9 protein-coding genes and 1 tRNA gene are annotated in these 15,995 nt (G+C 61.3%); 4 read left to right on the forward strand and 6 right to left on the reverse strand.

The window, feature by feature from the left end:
- Window positions 1-19 precede the first annotated feature (19 nt).
- Window positions 20-95 (forward strand) — tRNA-Thr (locus O4H31_RS11535).
- A gap of 137 nt (window positions 96-232) precedes the next feature.
- Here O4H31_RS11535 and purU read toward each other — a convergent pair.
- Window positions 233-1,117, reverse strand: a complete 885-nt coding sequence (purU, locus tag O4H31_RS11540; protein WP_269345912.1) for a formyltetrahydrofolate deformylase — start codon at window positions 1,115-1,117, stop codon at window positions 233-235.
- A gap of 222 nt (window positions 1,118-1,339) precedes the next feature.
- Here purU and egtB point away from each other — a divergent pair, with 222 nt between their 5' ends.
- Window positions 1,340-2,602 (forward strand): ergothioneine biosynthesis protein EgtB, encoded by a 1,263-nt coding sequence (gene egtB / locus O4H31_RS11545; protein ID WP_269345914.1) that lies wholly within the window; start codon window positions 1,340-1,342, stop codon window positions 2,600-2,602.
- A 134-nt stretch (window positions 2,603-2,736) separates the two neighbouring features.
- Here egtB and O4H31_RS11550 read toward each other — a convergent pair whose 3' ends face one another.
- Window positions 2,737-7,956: a DUF11 domain-containing protein gene (locus tag O4H31_RS11550; RefSeq protein WP_269345916.1), complete on the reverse strand. Its 5,220-nt coding sequence runs from the start codon at window positions 7,954-7,956 to the stop codon at window positions 2,737-2,739.
- Window positions 7,957-8,285: 329 nt separating this feature from the next.
- Between O4H31_RS11550 and O4H31_RS11555 the strand changes: the two genes are divergently transcribed.
- Both O4H31_RS11555 and cueR read left to right on the forward strand, forming a co-directional pair.
- Window positions 8,286-10,793 (forward strand): heavy metal translocating P-type ATPase, encoded by a 2,508-nt coding sequence (locus O4H31_RS11555; RefSeq protein ID WP_269345918.1) that lies wholly within the window; start codon window positions 8,286-8,288, stop codon window positions 10,791-10,793.
- Between the two features lie 9 nt (window positions 10,794-10,802).
- Window positions 10,803-11,198, forward strand: coding sequence for a Cu(I)-responsive transcriptional regulator (cueR, locus tag O4H31_RS11560; protein WP_269345919.1), 396 nt, complete (start codon window positions 10,803-10,805; stop codon window positions 11,196-11,198).
- Between the two features lie 74 nt (window positions 11,199-11,272).
- Here the strand turns inward: cueR and choV are convergent, their stop codons facing one another.
- From choV to O4H31_RS11580, 4 genes are all read right to left on the reverse strand, one after another.
- Window positions 11,273-12,292 carry a choline ABC transporter ATP-binding protein gene (gene choV, locus O4H31_RS11565; RefSeq protein ID WP_269345920.1) on the reverse strand — a complete coding sequence of 340 codons (1,020 nt, stop codon included), beginning with the start codon at window positions 12,290-12,292 and terminating at the stop codon, window positions 11,273-11,275.
- Window positions 12,289-13,122: a choline ABC transporter permease subunit gene (gene choW, locus O4H31_RS11570; RefSeq protein WP_067626912.1), complete on the reverse strand. Its 834-nt coding sequence runs from the start codon at window positions 13,120-13,122 to the stop codon at window positions 12,289-12,291. Before choW ends, choV begins: the two co-directional genes overlap by 4 nt.
- Window positions 13,123-13,208: 86 nt before the next feature.
- A complete protein-coding gene (locus O4H31_RS11575) occupies window positions 13,209-14,129 on the reverse strand; it encodes a choline ABC transporter substrate-binding protein (RefSeq protein ID WP_067940152.1) in 921 nt (306 codons plus the stop codon).
- Window positions 14,130-14,257: 128 nt separating this feature from the next.
- Window positions 14,258-15,877 carry a caspase family protein gene (locus O4H31_RS11580; RefSeq protein WP_269345922.1) on the reverse strand — a complete coding sequence of 540 codons (1,620 nt, stop codon included), beginning with the start codon at window positions 15,875-15,877 and terminating at the stop codon, window positions 14,258-14,260.
- Between the last annotated feature and the right edge of the window lie 118 nt (window positions 15,878-15,995).

Consider the following 15,995-nt stretch of genomic DNA (forward strand, 5'->3'; position numbering starts at 1 on the left):
CTCTAAATGAGCCCTCAGTGCCCCTATAGCTCAGCTGGTAGAGCAACTGATTTGTAATCAGTAGGTCCGCGGTTCGAGTCCGTGTGGGGGCACCATTTTTCCCGCCAGATGAAACACTTATCCTCACGCTGATCCGATACCTGCCGTCCGCGGTTTACGGATGCCTGTGCGCATTGCCCGCCCCCAAGGCCCCGCGATCACACCAGTTCCGGCGAACGCGGGGCCGTGGCGCTTACCCCATCAGCTTGGAACTGTAGCTGCCCGGCGATGCCGGAAAGACCACGGTTTTATTCCCGTTCAGAAAGACCCGATGATGGGCATGGGCGTGGATCGCCCGCGCCAGGACACTGGCCTCAACGTCACGGCCCAGCGACACATAGTCAGAGGCGCTTTGCGCATGGGTGACCCGCACGGTATCCTGTTCGATAATCGGCCCTTCGTCCAAATCGGCGGTGACGTAATGCGACGTGGCACCGATCAATTTCACGCCCCGCTCATAGGCCTGTTTATAGGGATTCGCCCCCTTGAAGGACGGCAGGAAGGAATGGTGGATGTTGATGATCCGGCCCGACATTTTCTGACACATGGCATCCGAGAGGATCTGCATGTAACGCGCCAGCACGACCAGTTCCGCGCCGGTATCCTCGACCACCTCCATGATCCGCGCCTCTGCCTGCGGCTTGTTGTCCTTGGTCACCTTGATGCAATGAAACGGAATGTCATGGTTCGCCACCACCTTTTGGTAGTCCATGTGGTTCGAAATCACGGCGACGATCTCAATCGGGAGGGCCCCGATCCGCACCCGGTAGAGCAGATCGTTCAGGCAATGCCCAAAACGAGAGACCATGACCACAACCTTCATCGTGGTGCCTTGGTCATGGAAATCATAGGTCATGCCAAAGGGTTCTGCGACCGCATCAAACCCGTCGCGCAGGCTTTCAAGCGTGGCCCCGGTTTCCGCCTCTGCGCTGATGCGCATGAAAAACTGACCGTTCTCCGTATCGTCGAACTGCGCGCTGTCGGTGATATTGCACCCGGTTTCGGCGATGTAATTGGCGATGGCGGCGACGATCCCCCGTTTCGAGGGGCAGGTCACGGTCAGGCAGAACTGGGTCATGGGGTGGTCCTTTGGGCGGTTGTACGTGGCGGCAGGGGGCCTGTTTTGCTTGCGTAACGGATTGCAGGCTCCACGCGGGAAGGCAAGCGATAGCGGGCTCACGGGGCCGCCAAAGCGGCCCATACCAAATGGTGAGCATCTGTTATCGCTTGAAATCTACGCGGCGGCCTTAAATTTGCCCATAGTGGACCCTGTCTGCGGACCACCAAAGGAGCGCCCGAAATGAACGCCAAACCCCAGCCGATGTCCCCTGATGAGGCCTTGAGCCTTTTCACCACCACCCGCAGCCGGACGCAGGCTTTGGCAGCGCCGCTTTGTCCCGAAGACATGATGCTGCAAAGCATGGAGGATGCCTCTCCGGTGAAATGGCATCTGGCCCATACGACGTGGTTCTTTGAAGAGTTCATCATCAAACCTCGGGTTGCAGACTATCGCTCGCCCGATGACCGTTTTGCGGTGCTGTTCAACTCCTACTATGTGCAGGCCGGACCGCGTCATGCGCGTGACAAACGCGGATTGGTCTCGCGCCCCGATGGCGCTGCGGTGCGGGCCTATCGCGATCATGTGGAGAACAGCCTGAACGATCTGATGAACGCCAGCCGCGACGATGCCGATGAGATCGCTCAACTGGTTGAACTGGGCTGCCACCATGAGATGCAGCACCAAGAGCTGTTGATCACCGACCTGCTCCACGGGCTTAGTTTTAACCCTTTGCTGCCCACCTACAAAGACCCCGAGCCGCTGGCGGTCACCGACGAAATGCCACTCAATTTCAGCCGCCACAGGGGCGGTCTTGTTGAGATTGGCCATGAGGGGGGCGGCTTTGCCTATGATTGCGAAGGACCGCGCCACAGGGTCTGGCTTGATCCCTTTGAGATTGCCGACCGTCCGGTGACCAACCGCGAATGGATCGCTTTTATGGAGGACGGCGGGTACAGCGACGCGCGGCTGTGGCTGATGGAAGGTTATGCCGTGGCGCAGCGCGAAGCATGGACGCATCCGCTCTACTGGTGGCAGCAGGATGGCACGTGGTGGACCTTTTCCTTGCGCGGGCCGCAGCCCGTCGCGCTTGATGCGCCGGTGGTCCACGTCAGCTATTATGAGGCCGAAGCCTTTGCCCGTTGGGCCGGGGGCCGTCTGCCCACCGAAGCCGAACATGAAGTTGCCTTTCGCGATGTGCCGATCAACGGCAATCTGATGGGCGATGCCGATGCCATCGGCGCCCTACGCCCCCTGCCCGGCAATGGCATTTGGGGCGATGTCTGGGAGTGGACTGCCTCTGATTTTGCCCCCTACCCCGGTTTCCGCCCGCCTGAGGGTGCCTTGGGCGAATACAATGGCAAGTTCATGGTCAACCAGCGCGTGTTGCGCGGCGGGTCTTGCGCCACGCCAAAGCAACAGTTGCGCCCGAGCTACCGAACGTTTTTCTATCCGCATCAACGTTGGCAGATGATGGGTCTGCGGTTGGCGCGCGACGCGGATTAAGGCCCGAGCGAAGTAAGGTCCCGGAGGGAAAAGCCGAGCGGAAAAGCCGTGCGAGGAAAGGCCGGGCGAGAAAAAGGCCGAAACGCCGGGGCATCGTGGTGCCCCGGCATGAGCCTTACCGCTGGGCCCGCGGCCTATTGAATGCCAACCCTGAACTGCACCGCCCCGGTCTCACCCGGCAACATCTGTCCGGCGCAGTTCCACTCGATTGCCCCGGCATAGCCAGCCAGGTTGCTTGCTGGCCGCACCAAATCACAACTGAGGTTGGGTGAGACCTGTTGCGGATCGACGATGGGTTCCGACAGTTCCGTATAGGGTGGGGTCATGTCGTAAATCTTGACGTTCGATGCCTGCGTGGTCGCATTGTTGCGTAGGTATATTCGGTAAAGCAGGATATCATTCACTCCGCCAAGGTTGATGGTCCCTTCACCGGTGCCTTGGGTCTCATTCTCCACCGTTTTGCGCAGCTCGATCTGGGTCGATTGCCCCCCGACCGAGACTTCGTCGGTGTTGCTTGCCGAGCTGGTCACCGTGGTGCGCGCAAAGGCCGTGGCCGCCAGCACTTGATAGACATAGGTACTCCCCTGCCCAGCGCCGGACCCGGCAGAAACCCGCGAGACGATACAGACGGTTTGCCCCGTCGTGACCGCGATGGGACCGGTGATCGGCCCATCGACACTGTCGTCACAGCCGATGTCTTGAAAAAGTGCCGCGCTGAACGCGCCGGTCGGGGTAGAGGTGGCACCGGCGTAGGAAAAGGTCACCTGCCCTTCGGAGGTTGCGGTATAGATATGCGGCAGGGTCGCGACCTGCCCCTGAGCGACCGTCGTGGTTTGGTCGTTGGTCAGGCTGGGCAGTTGCAAAAGGCCGATATCCAGTCCCATGCGATTGCCGAAAGCCTCAGGGGTGAAGGTAAATTCACCGTCATGGGGGTTGGCGTTCACCAAGTCGGGCAGACCTGCCGCGGCTTCGGAAATCGCGCGGTAGTTATTGGCCGGGATCGCACGGATCGTGATCGAACCGCTATAGGCGCCGGAGAGCCCATAGCTCCACGTGCCATCCGTCGCCAGCCCGGGGGTGGCCAGCACCGCGCCGCCACTGTCGAGGATCTCAAGCACCGCCGAAGACGCCCCCTCTTCGCTGCCATTGCGCAGCGCGTCATGCGCGGTGCCGCCGCCTGCCCCATTGTCGATGAAGACACGGCCCGTCAGGATCCGCTCACCTGTCACAAGGTTCACGGAATAGGACGCTTCGTCGTCATCGGGCAGCTGGTCGAACAGGTCATCGGTCAACGGCCCTGTATTGGGATCGCTGTCGGGATCGGGCAGCGAGCTATAGATGATCTCGGCCTGGTTGGTGAAATCACCGCTGCCAAGCACCGTGGTGGTGATGGTCAGGGTCTCGCTCTCTCCGCTGAGCAGTTCATCCACGAACCACAATCCGGTGTCGGGGTCATAGGTATCGCCGGTCGCGGGCGCATCGTCCGAGACATAGGCAAAACCGCTTGGTATTTGGTCGATCACCTTGACGCCAGAGGGCGAGCCGCCGCTGACATTGGTGATCGTGATGATCCAATCGATCGTGTCCCCTTCCGAGACATTTGTGATCGGTGTTGTCGTCCCGGTCGCGGCGGCGATTTTGCTGAGTTCAAGGTCACTGCCCGCCGGATCGAACCCGAAGTCTTGGTCACTCGTCACGCTATTGCCGGAAACCGGGACGCCAATCAGCGGGTTGGAGGTGCCGATGGTCAGCCCCGAGGGCAGATCAGGGTCCGCCTCATCCAGCGCGACGCGGTAGGTCGTGTTCACCATCAAGTCCCCCACTGCATAGGTGCCATCGGCCAATGTATCCGTCGTGACAAGAAAAATATCATCAGCGGTATTGGCCGGAGTGCCATTGTCGGCAAAGACCGAGATGCCCACGCCCGCCCCGAAATTGGTCTCCCCATTGTCCTTCACGTCCGATGCATCCGCGTCCTCATAGATGTTGCCCGAAATGCCCCCCAGCGGGATCGGTGCTGGCCCCCGGCAAGAGATGCCATCACTGCGCCCGCCTTCGTCAAAGGGAATGCCGGAAACCAGCTGCGGCACACCCGTCGCCGTCGAAATCACGAAAAGATTGTTGGTGGTGTTGGAATAGCCATAGAGCCTGCCATCGCGGTCAAACCACAGCGCATCGAACATGCCCGCATAGACGGCGGGACCAATCGCTTGCGGTGTCACGCTGCCCGGTGTGCCGTTGTTGACCGCCGCGCGGAACAAAAAGCCTGAGTTCCTGTCGATCCCATACATGATGCCATCAACGGGATTAAAGGCAAGGTCTTCCGGATTGACGCCGATGGTAAGTGCGATGTCACCCAATACAATCGGTGCGGCAGGATTGGTCAGATCGACGATCTGCCACGTATTCGCGTCAACTTCGTAGATCAGCCGCCCATTGGGCAGAATATCTCCGGCGTTCAGCGCATCGTCCGCGCCAGGGATGTTGCCGAAATCCGTAATGTCGCCAGCCCCATCAATCCGGTAAAGCCTGCGGGTGTTCTGATCCACGCCATAGATATAGCCATCCAGCGCATTGTAGCCCCAAGCGCCATCGCGGTTCTGCCCGGTGCTGCCAGAAGCCTCAACCGTTGCGGCATAGCTGCCGCCGCTATCGCGGAACGTCATACGCACCAGTGTAGAAGGGCTGTCGACGATGGCATAGAGCGAGGCATCGCAGACCAGCGGCGGCGGATCGCTGGAGATGGTCAGCGTGTAGTCTTCCACCTCCCCTTCGAAAACAGTGGCAAGGCCGGTGCTGTCCGTCGACCAGCGAAAGCGGGCGTAGGTGGGCAATATGGTCGCCCCTGCGGGCACCGCCACTTCGAAAAGGATTGCCCCATTGGTCAGACCATCCTTATCCAGCAGGCCGCCGTCTTGCAGGTTCAGCGCGACCTGCTCTCCGGCTTGGTTAAAGGTGCCGTCGCCATCAAAATCGATGAAGGCTTGAAGATAAGAAGACCCCGGCGCTCCGGCCAGATCGCTGACCGCCACTGTGATCTCGGCCAACCCGCCGCGATAGAACTGTGGCAAGGTCACCCCGTCTTCGTCATCCGACCCATCGGTATCGTCGCCCGTGGCCCCGATGGAGTTCTGCGCCAAAAGATCGATATCGGGCGCTGTGCTGCCCAGATAGACCTCCGGCGCGCCGGGACCTTCGATGATATGCTGCGGATCGCCATAGCTGGCAGGGGCATCGCCGCGGTCGGCGTCGGGCGGTGTTCTGATGGTGATGCCATAGTCTTCGACTTCTCCATCGGGGGCGGGGGTGATCGCGTCCAGCCCAGGCGTCGAGGACCAGCGCAGCCGGACGAAAGTCGGGGTCAGCACCGCCGTGACCGGCACGCTGACGGGGAATGAAATCTCACCATTCACCATCCCATCGAGATCCTGCGCCCCGCCGTCTTGGATGTCGGTCGCGACCTGATCGCCAAGAAAGAGGCCATCGCCGCCGAAATCGACAAAGGCCTGCAAATATCCGGTGCCAGGCGTCGGCTCGTTCACCACCACGGTTACGGTGCGGGTCAGATCGCCGTAGAGCTGGGGAAAGCTCTCTTCGTCCTCGTCATCCTTGCCGTCGAGGTCATCGCCGGTGCCATCGACGGAATGCTGTGCCGACCCGTCGCCATCACCGTTGAGCGCGCCGATCCAGTATTGCGCGGTATCCGCGTGCTGCGGATCGCCATAGGTGACCGGCGCATCGCCCCGGTCGGGGCCGGAGCCTGCATAGATCGTCGTGGGGTCATCGCGCCCCTCGCCCGGCCCGTTGGACGCGACACCATCCCCGTCGCCGGGATTTTCGGAATCCGACAGGTCCGAGACAACCGTCCCGCCCGGCGTCTCGGCGGTGACCTCCGCTTGGTTGCTGATCGTGGTGTCCAAATCTTCGGGCACCAAGGTGTAGGTCGCCGTATAGACGGCCTTTTCCCCAACCAAGAGCGTGCCTTCGGGCGACAACGATGTCGCGGCCTGAAAGGTGATCACGGGCGGCACGCCTTTTCCACTGAACTGCGTTTCGGCAAGCTGCACATTGGTCAGATCGACATTGCCAAAGTTCTCAGCCGTAAAGACATAAGCGATCGTCTCTCCCGGATCGGCATAGCCGTTCAGGTTCGTATCGACCAATTGCGCGAGTTTCAGCAGACCGACAGACCCCACATCGATCGAGACCTGCGCCGGAGCGGAATAGGCCCGCGGCTCATTGGGCAGGATGATGGGCGATTGATAGCGGTAGCCAATCGGCGTCGGCGCGGCGAAAAAGGCCACGAAGGGGGTAAAGGTCAACTCTCCGGTCAGATCGTCATAGCTCCACGTGCCCTCTCCCAACACATCGAAACCCACCCGATGGCCTTCGGAATCGGTCACGACATTCTGCGCCCCGGTGGGCGGGATCAGATCGATGGCCTGTTTGGAATATTCGCTGGGCTGCCCGGAATTGTTGGCGGGCGCATTGTTGTTTTCGGTCGCGACGCTGTCATTGAACAGGATGTTCACCACCACAGGCTCGCTCAGCACCTGCTCTTTTATGTCGTCCTGCAGAACCGGGGCTTTGAAGTCACCACATTTCAGGTCATAGGTCTGCGCTTCGTCATAGGTTGGATTGGCAAGCCGGACGAGGAAGCCATTGTTGGCAGTCCGGCCAAAGCGAAAGGTCGAGGTCTGCGGGTAGAAAATTTCCAAACCCGATACCGGCTGGTTGCTATAATTGCGGTCCCCAGCGAGATAGAACACCTCTGTCCCGAGGTTCGCATCCGGCCCTTCGATATAGCCGCGATAGGTGGTCGCACTGCGGTCGACCCGAACATATTCGACCGTCCCGTCGCAAATATTCACATAGACCTGCTCGTTCAGCGGCCCATCAATGTCATTAATCTGAAAGAACACATCCGCCACCACCGGCACGCCGCCGGTGTTGGTCGAGATGTTATGGGTGCCTGCCTCATAGAGGGAGAAATCCATGAAATGAGGGTCTTGTCCGGTTGAGGTGATCTGGATCTGCCCATTGCCAGTGGCGAAAACATGGTCCCGACCCGTAAAGACCATCTCACCGACAATATCGACCGTCACCCCGCCAACCGTGCCCGCGTTGCGCCACAAGGCCCGCTCACCAATGCCCGCCCCGACCACAGTGGGGGCGGCGACGGGATTTAGGATCAACTGCTGGGCTACGGCGACCTTGGTCAGCAGAGCGAACGGAAGCAGGGACCAGAGCGCCTTTGAGATCAACCGCAGCCCCGTCCCCCGACTGACCAAACCGGAGAGAGAGCGCAGACCCTGCGCCACGAACAAGCCGAGAAAATGAAAATAGAAATGCATATCTTTGCTCACAATCTTATCAAGCAGCCTAGCAATGAACCTTTAAAACAGCTTAGCGACGAAGTGGGTTGGGAGGACTTACGCAGAAAGGTATTAAGATATGCTTTTGGTCATACAGGTGGCAGAAGACTAGGCACTGATACGACCTTCGCATATACCGCTACGCCTTTGCCGCTCCCGAAAATGGCCCAGCCCGTGCCGTGCTTCGGCCTGCTGTTAACCGTGATTCGCCTTTCCCTCGGCCCCCTGCTCAATTTTTCAAAATGCCCCCTTGACCCTCCAGCAACTGGAAGCCCCATATTCGGCATATGACGGATAGAGGGCATGAAATGCGCAAAGCAGATACATTCACTTTTGGCGTGCAAAACATGAGTTGCGCGTCCTGCGTGGCCCGTGTGGAAAAAGCGCTGAACGCGCTGGAGGGACTGCACGATGCGCGGGTGAACCTTGCCGCGGAGAACGTGCGGGTGACGACAGAACCGGGTTTTGACGCGGCAAAACTCGACGCCGCCTTGACGCAGGCGGGCTACCCGGCGCGCAAGACCACCCATAGGTTGCGACTGTCGAACATGAGCTGCGCCTCCTGCGTGGGCCGTGTCGAACGGGCGCTGCTTGCGGTGCCGGGGGTGATCTCGGCCTCGGTGAACCTTGCCAGCGAAGAGGCGACGGTCGAGAGCTTGGAGGATGCCGATCTGTTGCCTGCCCTGCGCGATGCGGCGGCGCAGGCTGGCTATCCTGCGAGTGTCGATGCCTCCGCGGCAGGCAGCCCTGATGCGACAGCGCGCAAAGAGGCGGAAGCCTCTCAGCTCAAACGGATGACCCTGTTGGCGGCGGCGCTCACCCTTCCGGTCTTCGTGCTGGAGATGGGCGGCCACCTGATCCCTGCATTCCACCATTGGATCGCGGCCACCATCGGGAGGGAGACAAGCTGGTTCATTCAGTTCATCCTCACCACCCTCGTGCTGGCGTGGCCGGGGCGGCATTTCTATAGCAAGGGGCTTCGCGCTTTGGCGAAAGGCGCGCCTGATATGAACTCTCTCGTGGCGCTTGGATCGGGGGCGGCATGGCTCTTTTCGGTCACCGCGCTCTTTGCGCCGGGGACCCTGCCCGAGGGCAGCCGCGTGGTCTATTTCGAAGCAGCTGCCGTGATCGTGACGCTGATCTTGCTGGGCCGCTACCTTGAGGCACGCGCCAAGGGGCAAACCGGGGCCGCGATTACCAAGCTTATGGGTCTGCGCGCCAGCAGCGCAAGGGTCGAGCGGGATGGCACAGTCGTTGAGTTGCCGTTGGACAAGATCGTCGCGGGCGATATCATCTACCTCCGCCCGGGCGAGAAGATCGCCACCGACGGCGTCGTCGTCGACGGGCAATCCTATGTCGACGAAAGCATGATCACCGGCGAGCCTGTGCCGGTGGAAAAGGCCAAAGGAACGGAGGTTGTCGGCGGCACGGTCAACGGCACCGGCAGCTTGACCTACCGCGCCACCAAAGTGGGCGGTGACACTGTATTGGCGCAGATCATCCGCATGGTTGAAGAGGCCCAAGGCGCAAAGCTGCCCATTCAGGACTTGGTCAACCGCATCACCCTGTGGTTCGTCCCGGTGGTGATCGTTGTGGCATTGGTCACCTTTGGCGTCTGGTTGGCCTTCGGCCCCTCCCTCAGCCACGCTTTGGTGGCGGCGGTAGCGGTACTGATCATCGCCTGCCCCTGCGCCATGGGTCTGGCCACGCCGACCTCGATCATGGTCGGCACCGGGCGCGCGGCGCAACTGGGCGTGCTCTTCCGGCAGGGCGATGCTTTGCAAAGCCTGCAAAGCGTCAAGACGGTCGCTTTGGACAAGACCGGCACGCTGACCAAGGGCGCGCCAGAACTGACCGATCTGGTGATGATGAACGACCTGCCCGAGGATGAATTGCTGCCCCTGATCGGCGCGGTCGAGGCGCGCTCGGAACATCCCATCGCTCAAGCCATCCTGCGGCGGGCAGAAGCTGCGGGCCCTGTGCCCGGTGAGGTCAGCGACTTCCAATCCCACACTGGTTTTGGCGTCAGCGCGACGGTCATGGGCCGCAAGGTTACCTTGGGTGCGGACCGCCTTATGACCCGCGACGGGATCGATTTGGGCGACACCGGGCAGATCGCGGCGGAATTGGCAAAGGCCGGGAAAACCCCGCTCTACGCCGCGCTAGACGGTCAGCTGGCGGCGGTGATCGCCGTGGCCGACCCGATCAAACCCGGCACGCCCGAGGCCATCGCGCGGCTGCATGACCTCAATCTCGATGTGGCGATGATCACTGGCGACAACCGGGTCACGGCAGACGCCATCGCGGCGCAACTGGGCATCGATTGGGTCATCGCCGAAGTGCTGCCAGACGGCAAAGTGGCCGCCATCGACAATCTCAGGGAAGGCGACAACCGCATCGCTTTCGTGGGCGACGGCATCAATGACGCCCCCGCGCTTGCGCAGGCCGATGTGGGGCTCGCCATCGGCACCGGCACCGATGTAGCGATCGAAGCCGCAGACGTGGTGCTGATGTCCGGGGACCTGCGCGGCGTGGTCAACGCCATCGACGTGAGCCAGCGCAGCATGGCGAATATCCGGCAGAACCTCTTTTGGGCCTTTGGCTACAACGTGCTGCTGATCCCGGTCGCCGCGGGTGCGTTCTATCCGCTCACCGGCTGGCTCTTGTCGCCCGCTCTGGCCGCCGGGGCGATGGCATTGTCGAGCGTATTCGTCCTCAGCAACGCGCTGCGCCTGCGCTGGATTGCCGCCCCCTTGGCCGAAAACGCCACCCCCTCACACGGCCCCCGGGCCACCGCCCCCGTGGCCGCAGAATAGGAGCGCATTATGAACATTGGAGAAGTCTCACAACATACGGGCCTGCCGCCGAAAACCATCCGCTATTACGAGGATATCGGGCTGGTCAAACCGCTGCGGGACGCCAACGGCTACCGCGCCTTTCGCGAAAGCGAGATGCACAAGCTCGCCTTTCTGGGCCGCGCCAGAACGCTGGGGTTCAGCATTGAGGATTGCCGCAACCTGCTGGCCCTCTGGGAGGACAAAAACCGCGCCAGTGCCGACGTGCGGGCCATCGCCAAAGAGCATCTGGCGCAGATCGAGGCCAAGATCAGCGGCCTGCAAGAAATGCGCGACACGCTGAGCACGCTGGTCCGCGACTGCGCCGGGGATGATCGACCCGACTGTCCGATCCTAAAGACCTTGGGCACCGCAGCAGCCATATAACCACCGCTTTCAATAGAAAAAGACGCCGCCCAGCCAAGCCGGGCGGCGCCTTTTGCGTTTTGTCAGACCTCGGCCTAGGCCTTGAGCCGGTCCACGATGCTATGCGCCGTGACTGTCCCAATCTGCGTGCCGTCTTCCATAACGGCAATCGCGGCATCGGCCCCACGCAGACGGTCCATCAATTCGCGCACCGGGGTCTCGGATGTGGTTTCGCCTTGGGTGGCAGCACCGTCATCCGCGCCCATCACGTCGCGCGCCGTCAGAACCTCAAGCGGGTTCATATTGGCCACGAACTCCGCCACATAGTCCGATGCAGGGTTCGAGAAAATCTCGCGCGGAGTGCCGATCTGCACGATGCGACCGCCTTCCATAATGGCGATGCGCCCGCCCAGCTTGAAGGCTTCGTCAAGGTCATGGCTCACGAAGATGATCGTACGATTCAACTCGCGCTGCAGGTCCAGCAGTTCGTCCTGCAGCCGCGTGCGGATCAGCGGGTCGAGCGCTGAGAATGGCTCATCCATCAGCAAGATCGGCGCCTCGGTAGCAAAGGCGCGGGCAAGCCCCACACGCTGCTGCATCCCGCCCGAAAGCTCGCCCACCTTGCGATCGGCCCAATCGCTGAGGCTCACCAGTTTCAACTGCCGCTCGGCCCGCTCTAGCCGCTCGGCCTTGGGGACATTCGACAGTTCCAACCCAAGCGCCACATTGTCGCGCACCGTGCGCCATGGCAGCAGGCCGAACTGCTGAAACACCATGGAAACCCCCTCGCGGCGCACCCGGCGCAGTTCAGCCGCGTTGCTGCCATGAATGTCACAAGACCAGCCTTCGGCATGCACATGCACCGTGCCGCGCACCATTGGGTTGAGCCCATTCACCGCACGCAGAAGCGTCGATTTGCCCGAGCCCGAAAGCCCCATCAGCACGAGGATTTCGCCATTCTCAACAGTGAGCGAGCAGTCATGCACGCCCAACACCTGCCCCGTCGCCGATTCAATCTCGGCGCGGCTTTGGCCCTCGTCCATCAGCGGCAGAGCCTTCTCCGGCTTGTCGCCAAAGACGATGGATACGTTATCGAATTCTACTGCTTTACTCATTTCCGTCCCACCCGCAGGATACGGTCGAGCATGATCGCCACAACGACGATCACCAACCCGGATTCAAATCCCAAGCCTGTGTTCACTTGGTTCAAGGCACGCACCACCGGCACACCTAAGCCATCTGCGCCCACCAGTGCGGCAATCACCACCATCGACAGCGACAACATGATTGTCTGGTTCAAACCCGTCATGATCTGCGGCAGCGCATAGGGCAGTTCGATCTTCCAAAGGGTCTGGCGCGGTTTGGCACCAAAGGCCTGCGCGGCCTCCAAAAGCGCCTTGGGGGTCGAGGAGATGCCCAGTTGCGTCAACCGGATCGGCGCGGGCAGCACGAAAATCACCGTGGCGATCAGCCCCGGCACCATGCCGATGCCGAAAAAGACGATCGCAGGGATCAGATAGACGAAAGTCGGCAGCGTCTGCATCAGGTCCAAGACCGGGGCCACCCATGCATAAAGCCGGGGCCGATGCGCCACGGCGATGCCAATCGGCACGCCGACGCCCATACAGACCACACAGGCCGAGAGCACGAGCGTCAGGCTCTCCATCGTCTCTTCCCAGTAGTCTTGGTTAAGAATAAACAGGAAGCCCAGCACAACAAAGGCCACGGTCTTCCAATTGCGCTGAATGCCCCATGTGATCGCGGCGAAGACGGCGATGAGGATCAGCGGATGCGGGGTTTGCAGCACCCAGAGGATCGCGTCGATCAGCCGTTCCATCAGGTCCGACAGCCCGTCAAAGAACCACGCCCCGTTCGTTTGCAGCCAATCCAGCGCGTCTTCGGCCACATCGGCCACGGGGATCTTGTTTTCTGTCAGCCAGTCCATGTCAGTCCTTCAGGCTTGGAGAATTGCGCAAGAGAATGACCCGCCCCATCGATCTGGGGCGGGTCTTTTCCATCATATCGCGATGATCACTTCAGCGAAGCGACAGCTTCCATCGCGTCGCCACCGTCGACGGTGGTCACACCGTCCAGCCAAGTGCTGAGCACGTCGGAGTTCGCTTTGATCCAAGCGGCGGCTGCCTCTTCCGGCTTTTCGCCGTCATCAAGGATCGCGCCCATGATTTCATTCTCCATCTCAAGCGTGAACTCAAGATTGTTCAGGAATTTACCAAGGTTCGGGCATTCCTCAACAAAACCGGCGCGGGTGTTGGTATAGACCGTCGCACCGCCCAAATCGGGGCCGAAGTAGTCATCGCCGCCTTCCAGATAGGTCAGGTCGAAGTTGGCGTTCATCGGGTGCGGTTCCCAACCGAGGAAGACAACGGGTTCTTCTTTGCGGGTCGCGCGCTGCACCTGAGCCAGCATCCCCTGCTCGGAGGATTCAACGACCTCAAACTCGCCCAGATCAAAAGCATTCTCGTCGATCATCGACTGGATCAGACGGTTGCCATCATTGCCGGGCTCAATGCCATAGATTTCACCTTCCAGCGCATCTTTGTTGGCGGCGATGTCAGCGAAGGTCTTGATGCCCATGTCGGCGGCGGCTTTGTTCACAGCCAGCGTGTACTTCGCGCCTTCGAGGTTGGCGCGCACGGTGTCGACGCTGCCCTCTTCGCGGTACTTCGCGATGTCGCCTTCCATGGTGGGCATCCAGTTGCCCAGAAACACGTCGATGTCACCCGACGCCATGGAGGTGTAGGTCACCGGCACGGCGAGGATCTTGGTCTCGGTATCATAGCCAAGCGCGTCCAGCACAACAGAGGCGGCGGCGGTTGTCGCTGTGATATCGGTCCAGCCCACGTCAGAGAAGGTGACTTCGTTGCATTCGGCAGCGGCCAGCGAGGACGCGGCGACCGTCGCCAGAGCGGATGTCATAAGCAGTTTTTTCATTGGTGTTCTCCCCAGAGAAGTTTTTATTGACTGATGCGCCAATCAAAAGCCATCGGCCGCAATATTGCAACCGGATTAATTTCGCCAACTTAATGGAGGGCAAAATGCAATACTACTTGTTTCAAAACTCACCCCCGCGCGGCCTGTTTCGGGCGCAGAACGGGGGTGACATTTTGGTCCGCACCCGGCTCGGGTTCGGCGTCAATCCTTGGGGTCTCTTCAGCGGGGGCGGCGGGCGTCTGAGCAGGCGCAGCCTCGGGCGTGGCGGGCGTTGAGGGGGGCGCTTCGGGTGCGTCGGCCCCTTGTGTTTCCTCAACGGATTCAGGGGCTTCGCCCTGACCCTTTGCGGCTACCATGCCAAATGCCGCGCGGATCGCGGCTTGAGTTCCCTCGCCGTAAAGCCCGTCAATCGCGCCGTCGTAAAATCCGAAATCCGAAAGTTTGCGTTGCAGGGCTTTGCGGGTCTCGCTGTTGAAAAGTTTGGGCTCATCCTGCATCAGCCCCAGCAGCGTGCCGTCCCCCGCCCGCAGCGCGCGATAGAGATAGAGCGCCGCATCCGCCGCCCCGCGACCGGGCACTTTGCCATCGTCGATCATCGCGGCAAAGTTGAACATCGCCGCTGGGTGTCGCCTATCGGCTGCGCGGCGGAAATAGTCCAACGCCAGATCGGAATCGGTTTCCTGCCCCAATTCCCCCTGTAGATGGATGAACCCCAGATCGTTCAGCGCGCCGGCATGGCCCCGCTCGGCGGCGTCGCGATAAAGGGTCATGGCGCGGTCCTGATCCTGAGCGACGCCGCGCCCTTCTTCGTAAAGCTGTGCAAGCTGATACCGCGCCTCGGCAGAGCCGGTTTCTACTGCCCGCATCAGTTGGGCCGCAGCGGTTTGCGGGTCATAGCGCGGATCGTCAGGGTCGCTTTGCAGGGCGGCGAGACCAAGTTGGGATCGGGTGTCCCCTTGCCGCGCCAATTCGGCCAAGCGCTGGCTTTGCGCAGGGTTCAAATCCCCCCAGGTCTGCGGGGTCGCGTCCGCGCTGTCCGTCACTGCAATGAAAGCTGGCGTCGGGGTCAGCCGCCCAAAGCGCCGGGCGGAGAGGCTGCCGCCGCTGCGGCTGCGCAGCGTCGCGCGAAATCCGTCCAGCATGGCGCCGACTTCGACATCCGGCTCGGTCAAAACCTCGGCCAATGTGGCCGCGAAAAGCCCTGCGTTTTCACCGCCCATGTCACAGGCGCCCACCTCACCGGAGGTGACGACCAGCGTGCCAAGGCGCGGCTCAGGCGGCGGCAGCGGCGCGGTCGACTGGCGGGGGGCCGCATGGCAGTTATCAAGCAGGACAAGCCGTATCTGTCGCGCCTTGCCCGCCGCGCGCAGCAGCGCGGGCAGCGCCACCCCCTGTTGCCGCAGCGCCGAGGCCGGGGCCAAGGGCGCGTCGACCGGGATCAGATAGCTCTGCCCGCCCGAGGCGACGCGGCGGCCCGCGTAGTAGACCAAGGCAATATCCGCCGTTTCGGCCTGAAAGGCAAAATCAGAGAGTTCTCGCTTGAACGTGGCGCTATCCGTGTCGATCAGCGTGTTAACATCGAACCCCTGCCCCTCTAACGTCTGGGTCAGCATCGCGGCATCGGCACGCGGCCCGTCAAGCGGGGCGGCATCCTCATAGGCAGAGATGCCAATCACCATCGCCACACGGTCTTGGGCCGCTGCAGCGAGGGGCAGAAACAACATCAAGAGGATCGCGGTCAAACGCATATGGCGGGCTCCTTTCGGTCAGCTTCGGTTGGGCGGCGCCGCCCATTAACCTATGCTGGCAGGAAAAGGTTTCCACCATCGTAACAGTTTGAAATGAATCCGACCCTTGCTGCCGTGG

Source organism: Sulfitobacter dubius (assembly GCF_027214245.1).
GTDB classification, from domain to species: domain Bacteria; phylum Pseudomonadota; class Alphaproteobacteria; order Rhodobacterales; family Rhodobacteraceae; genus Sulfitobacter; species Sulfitobacter dubius_A.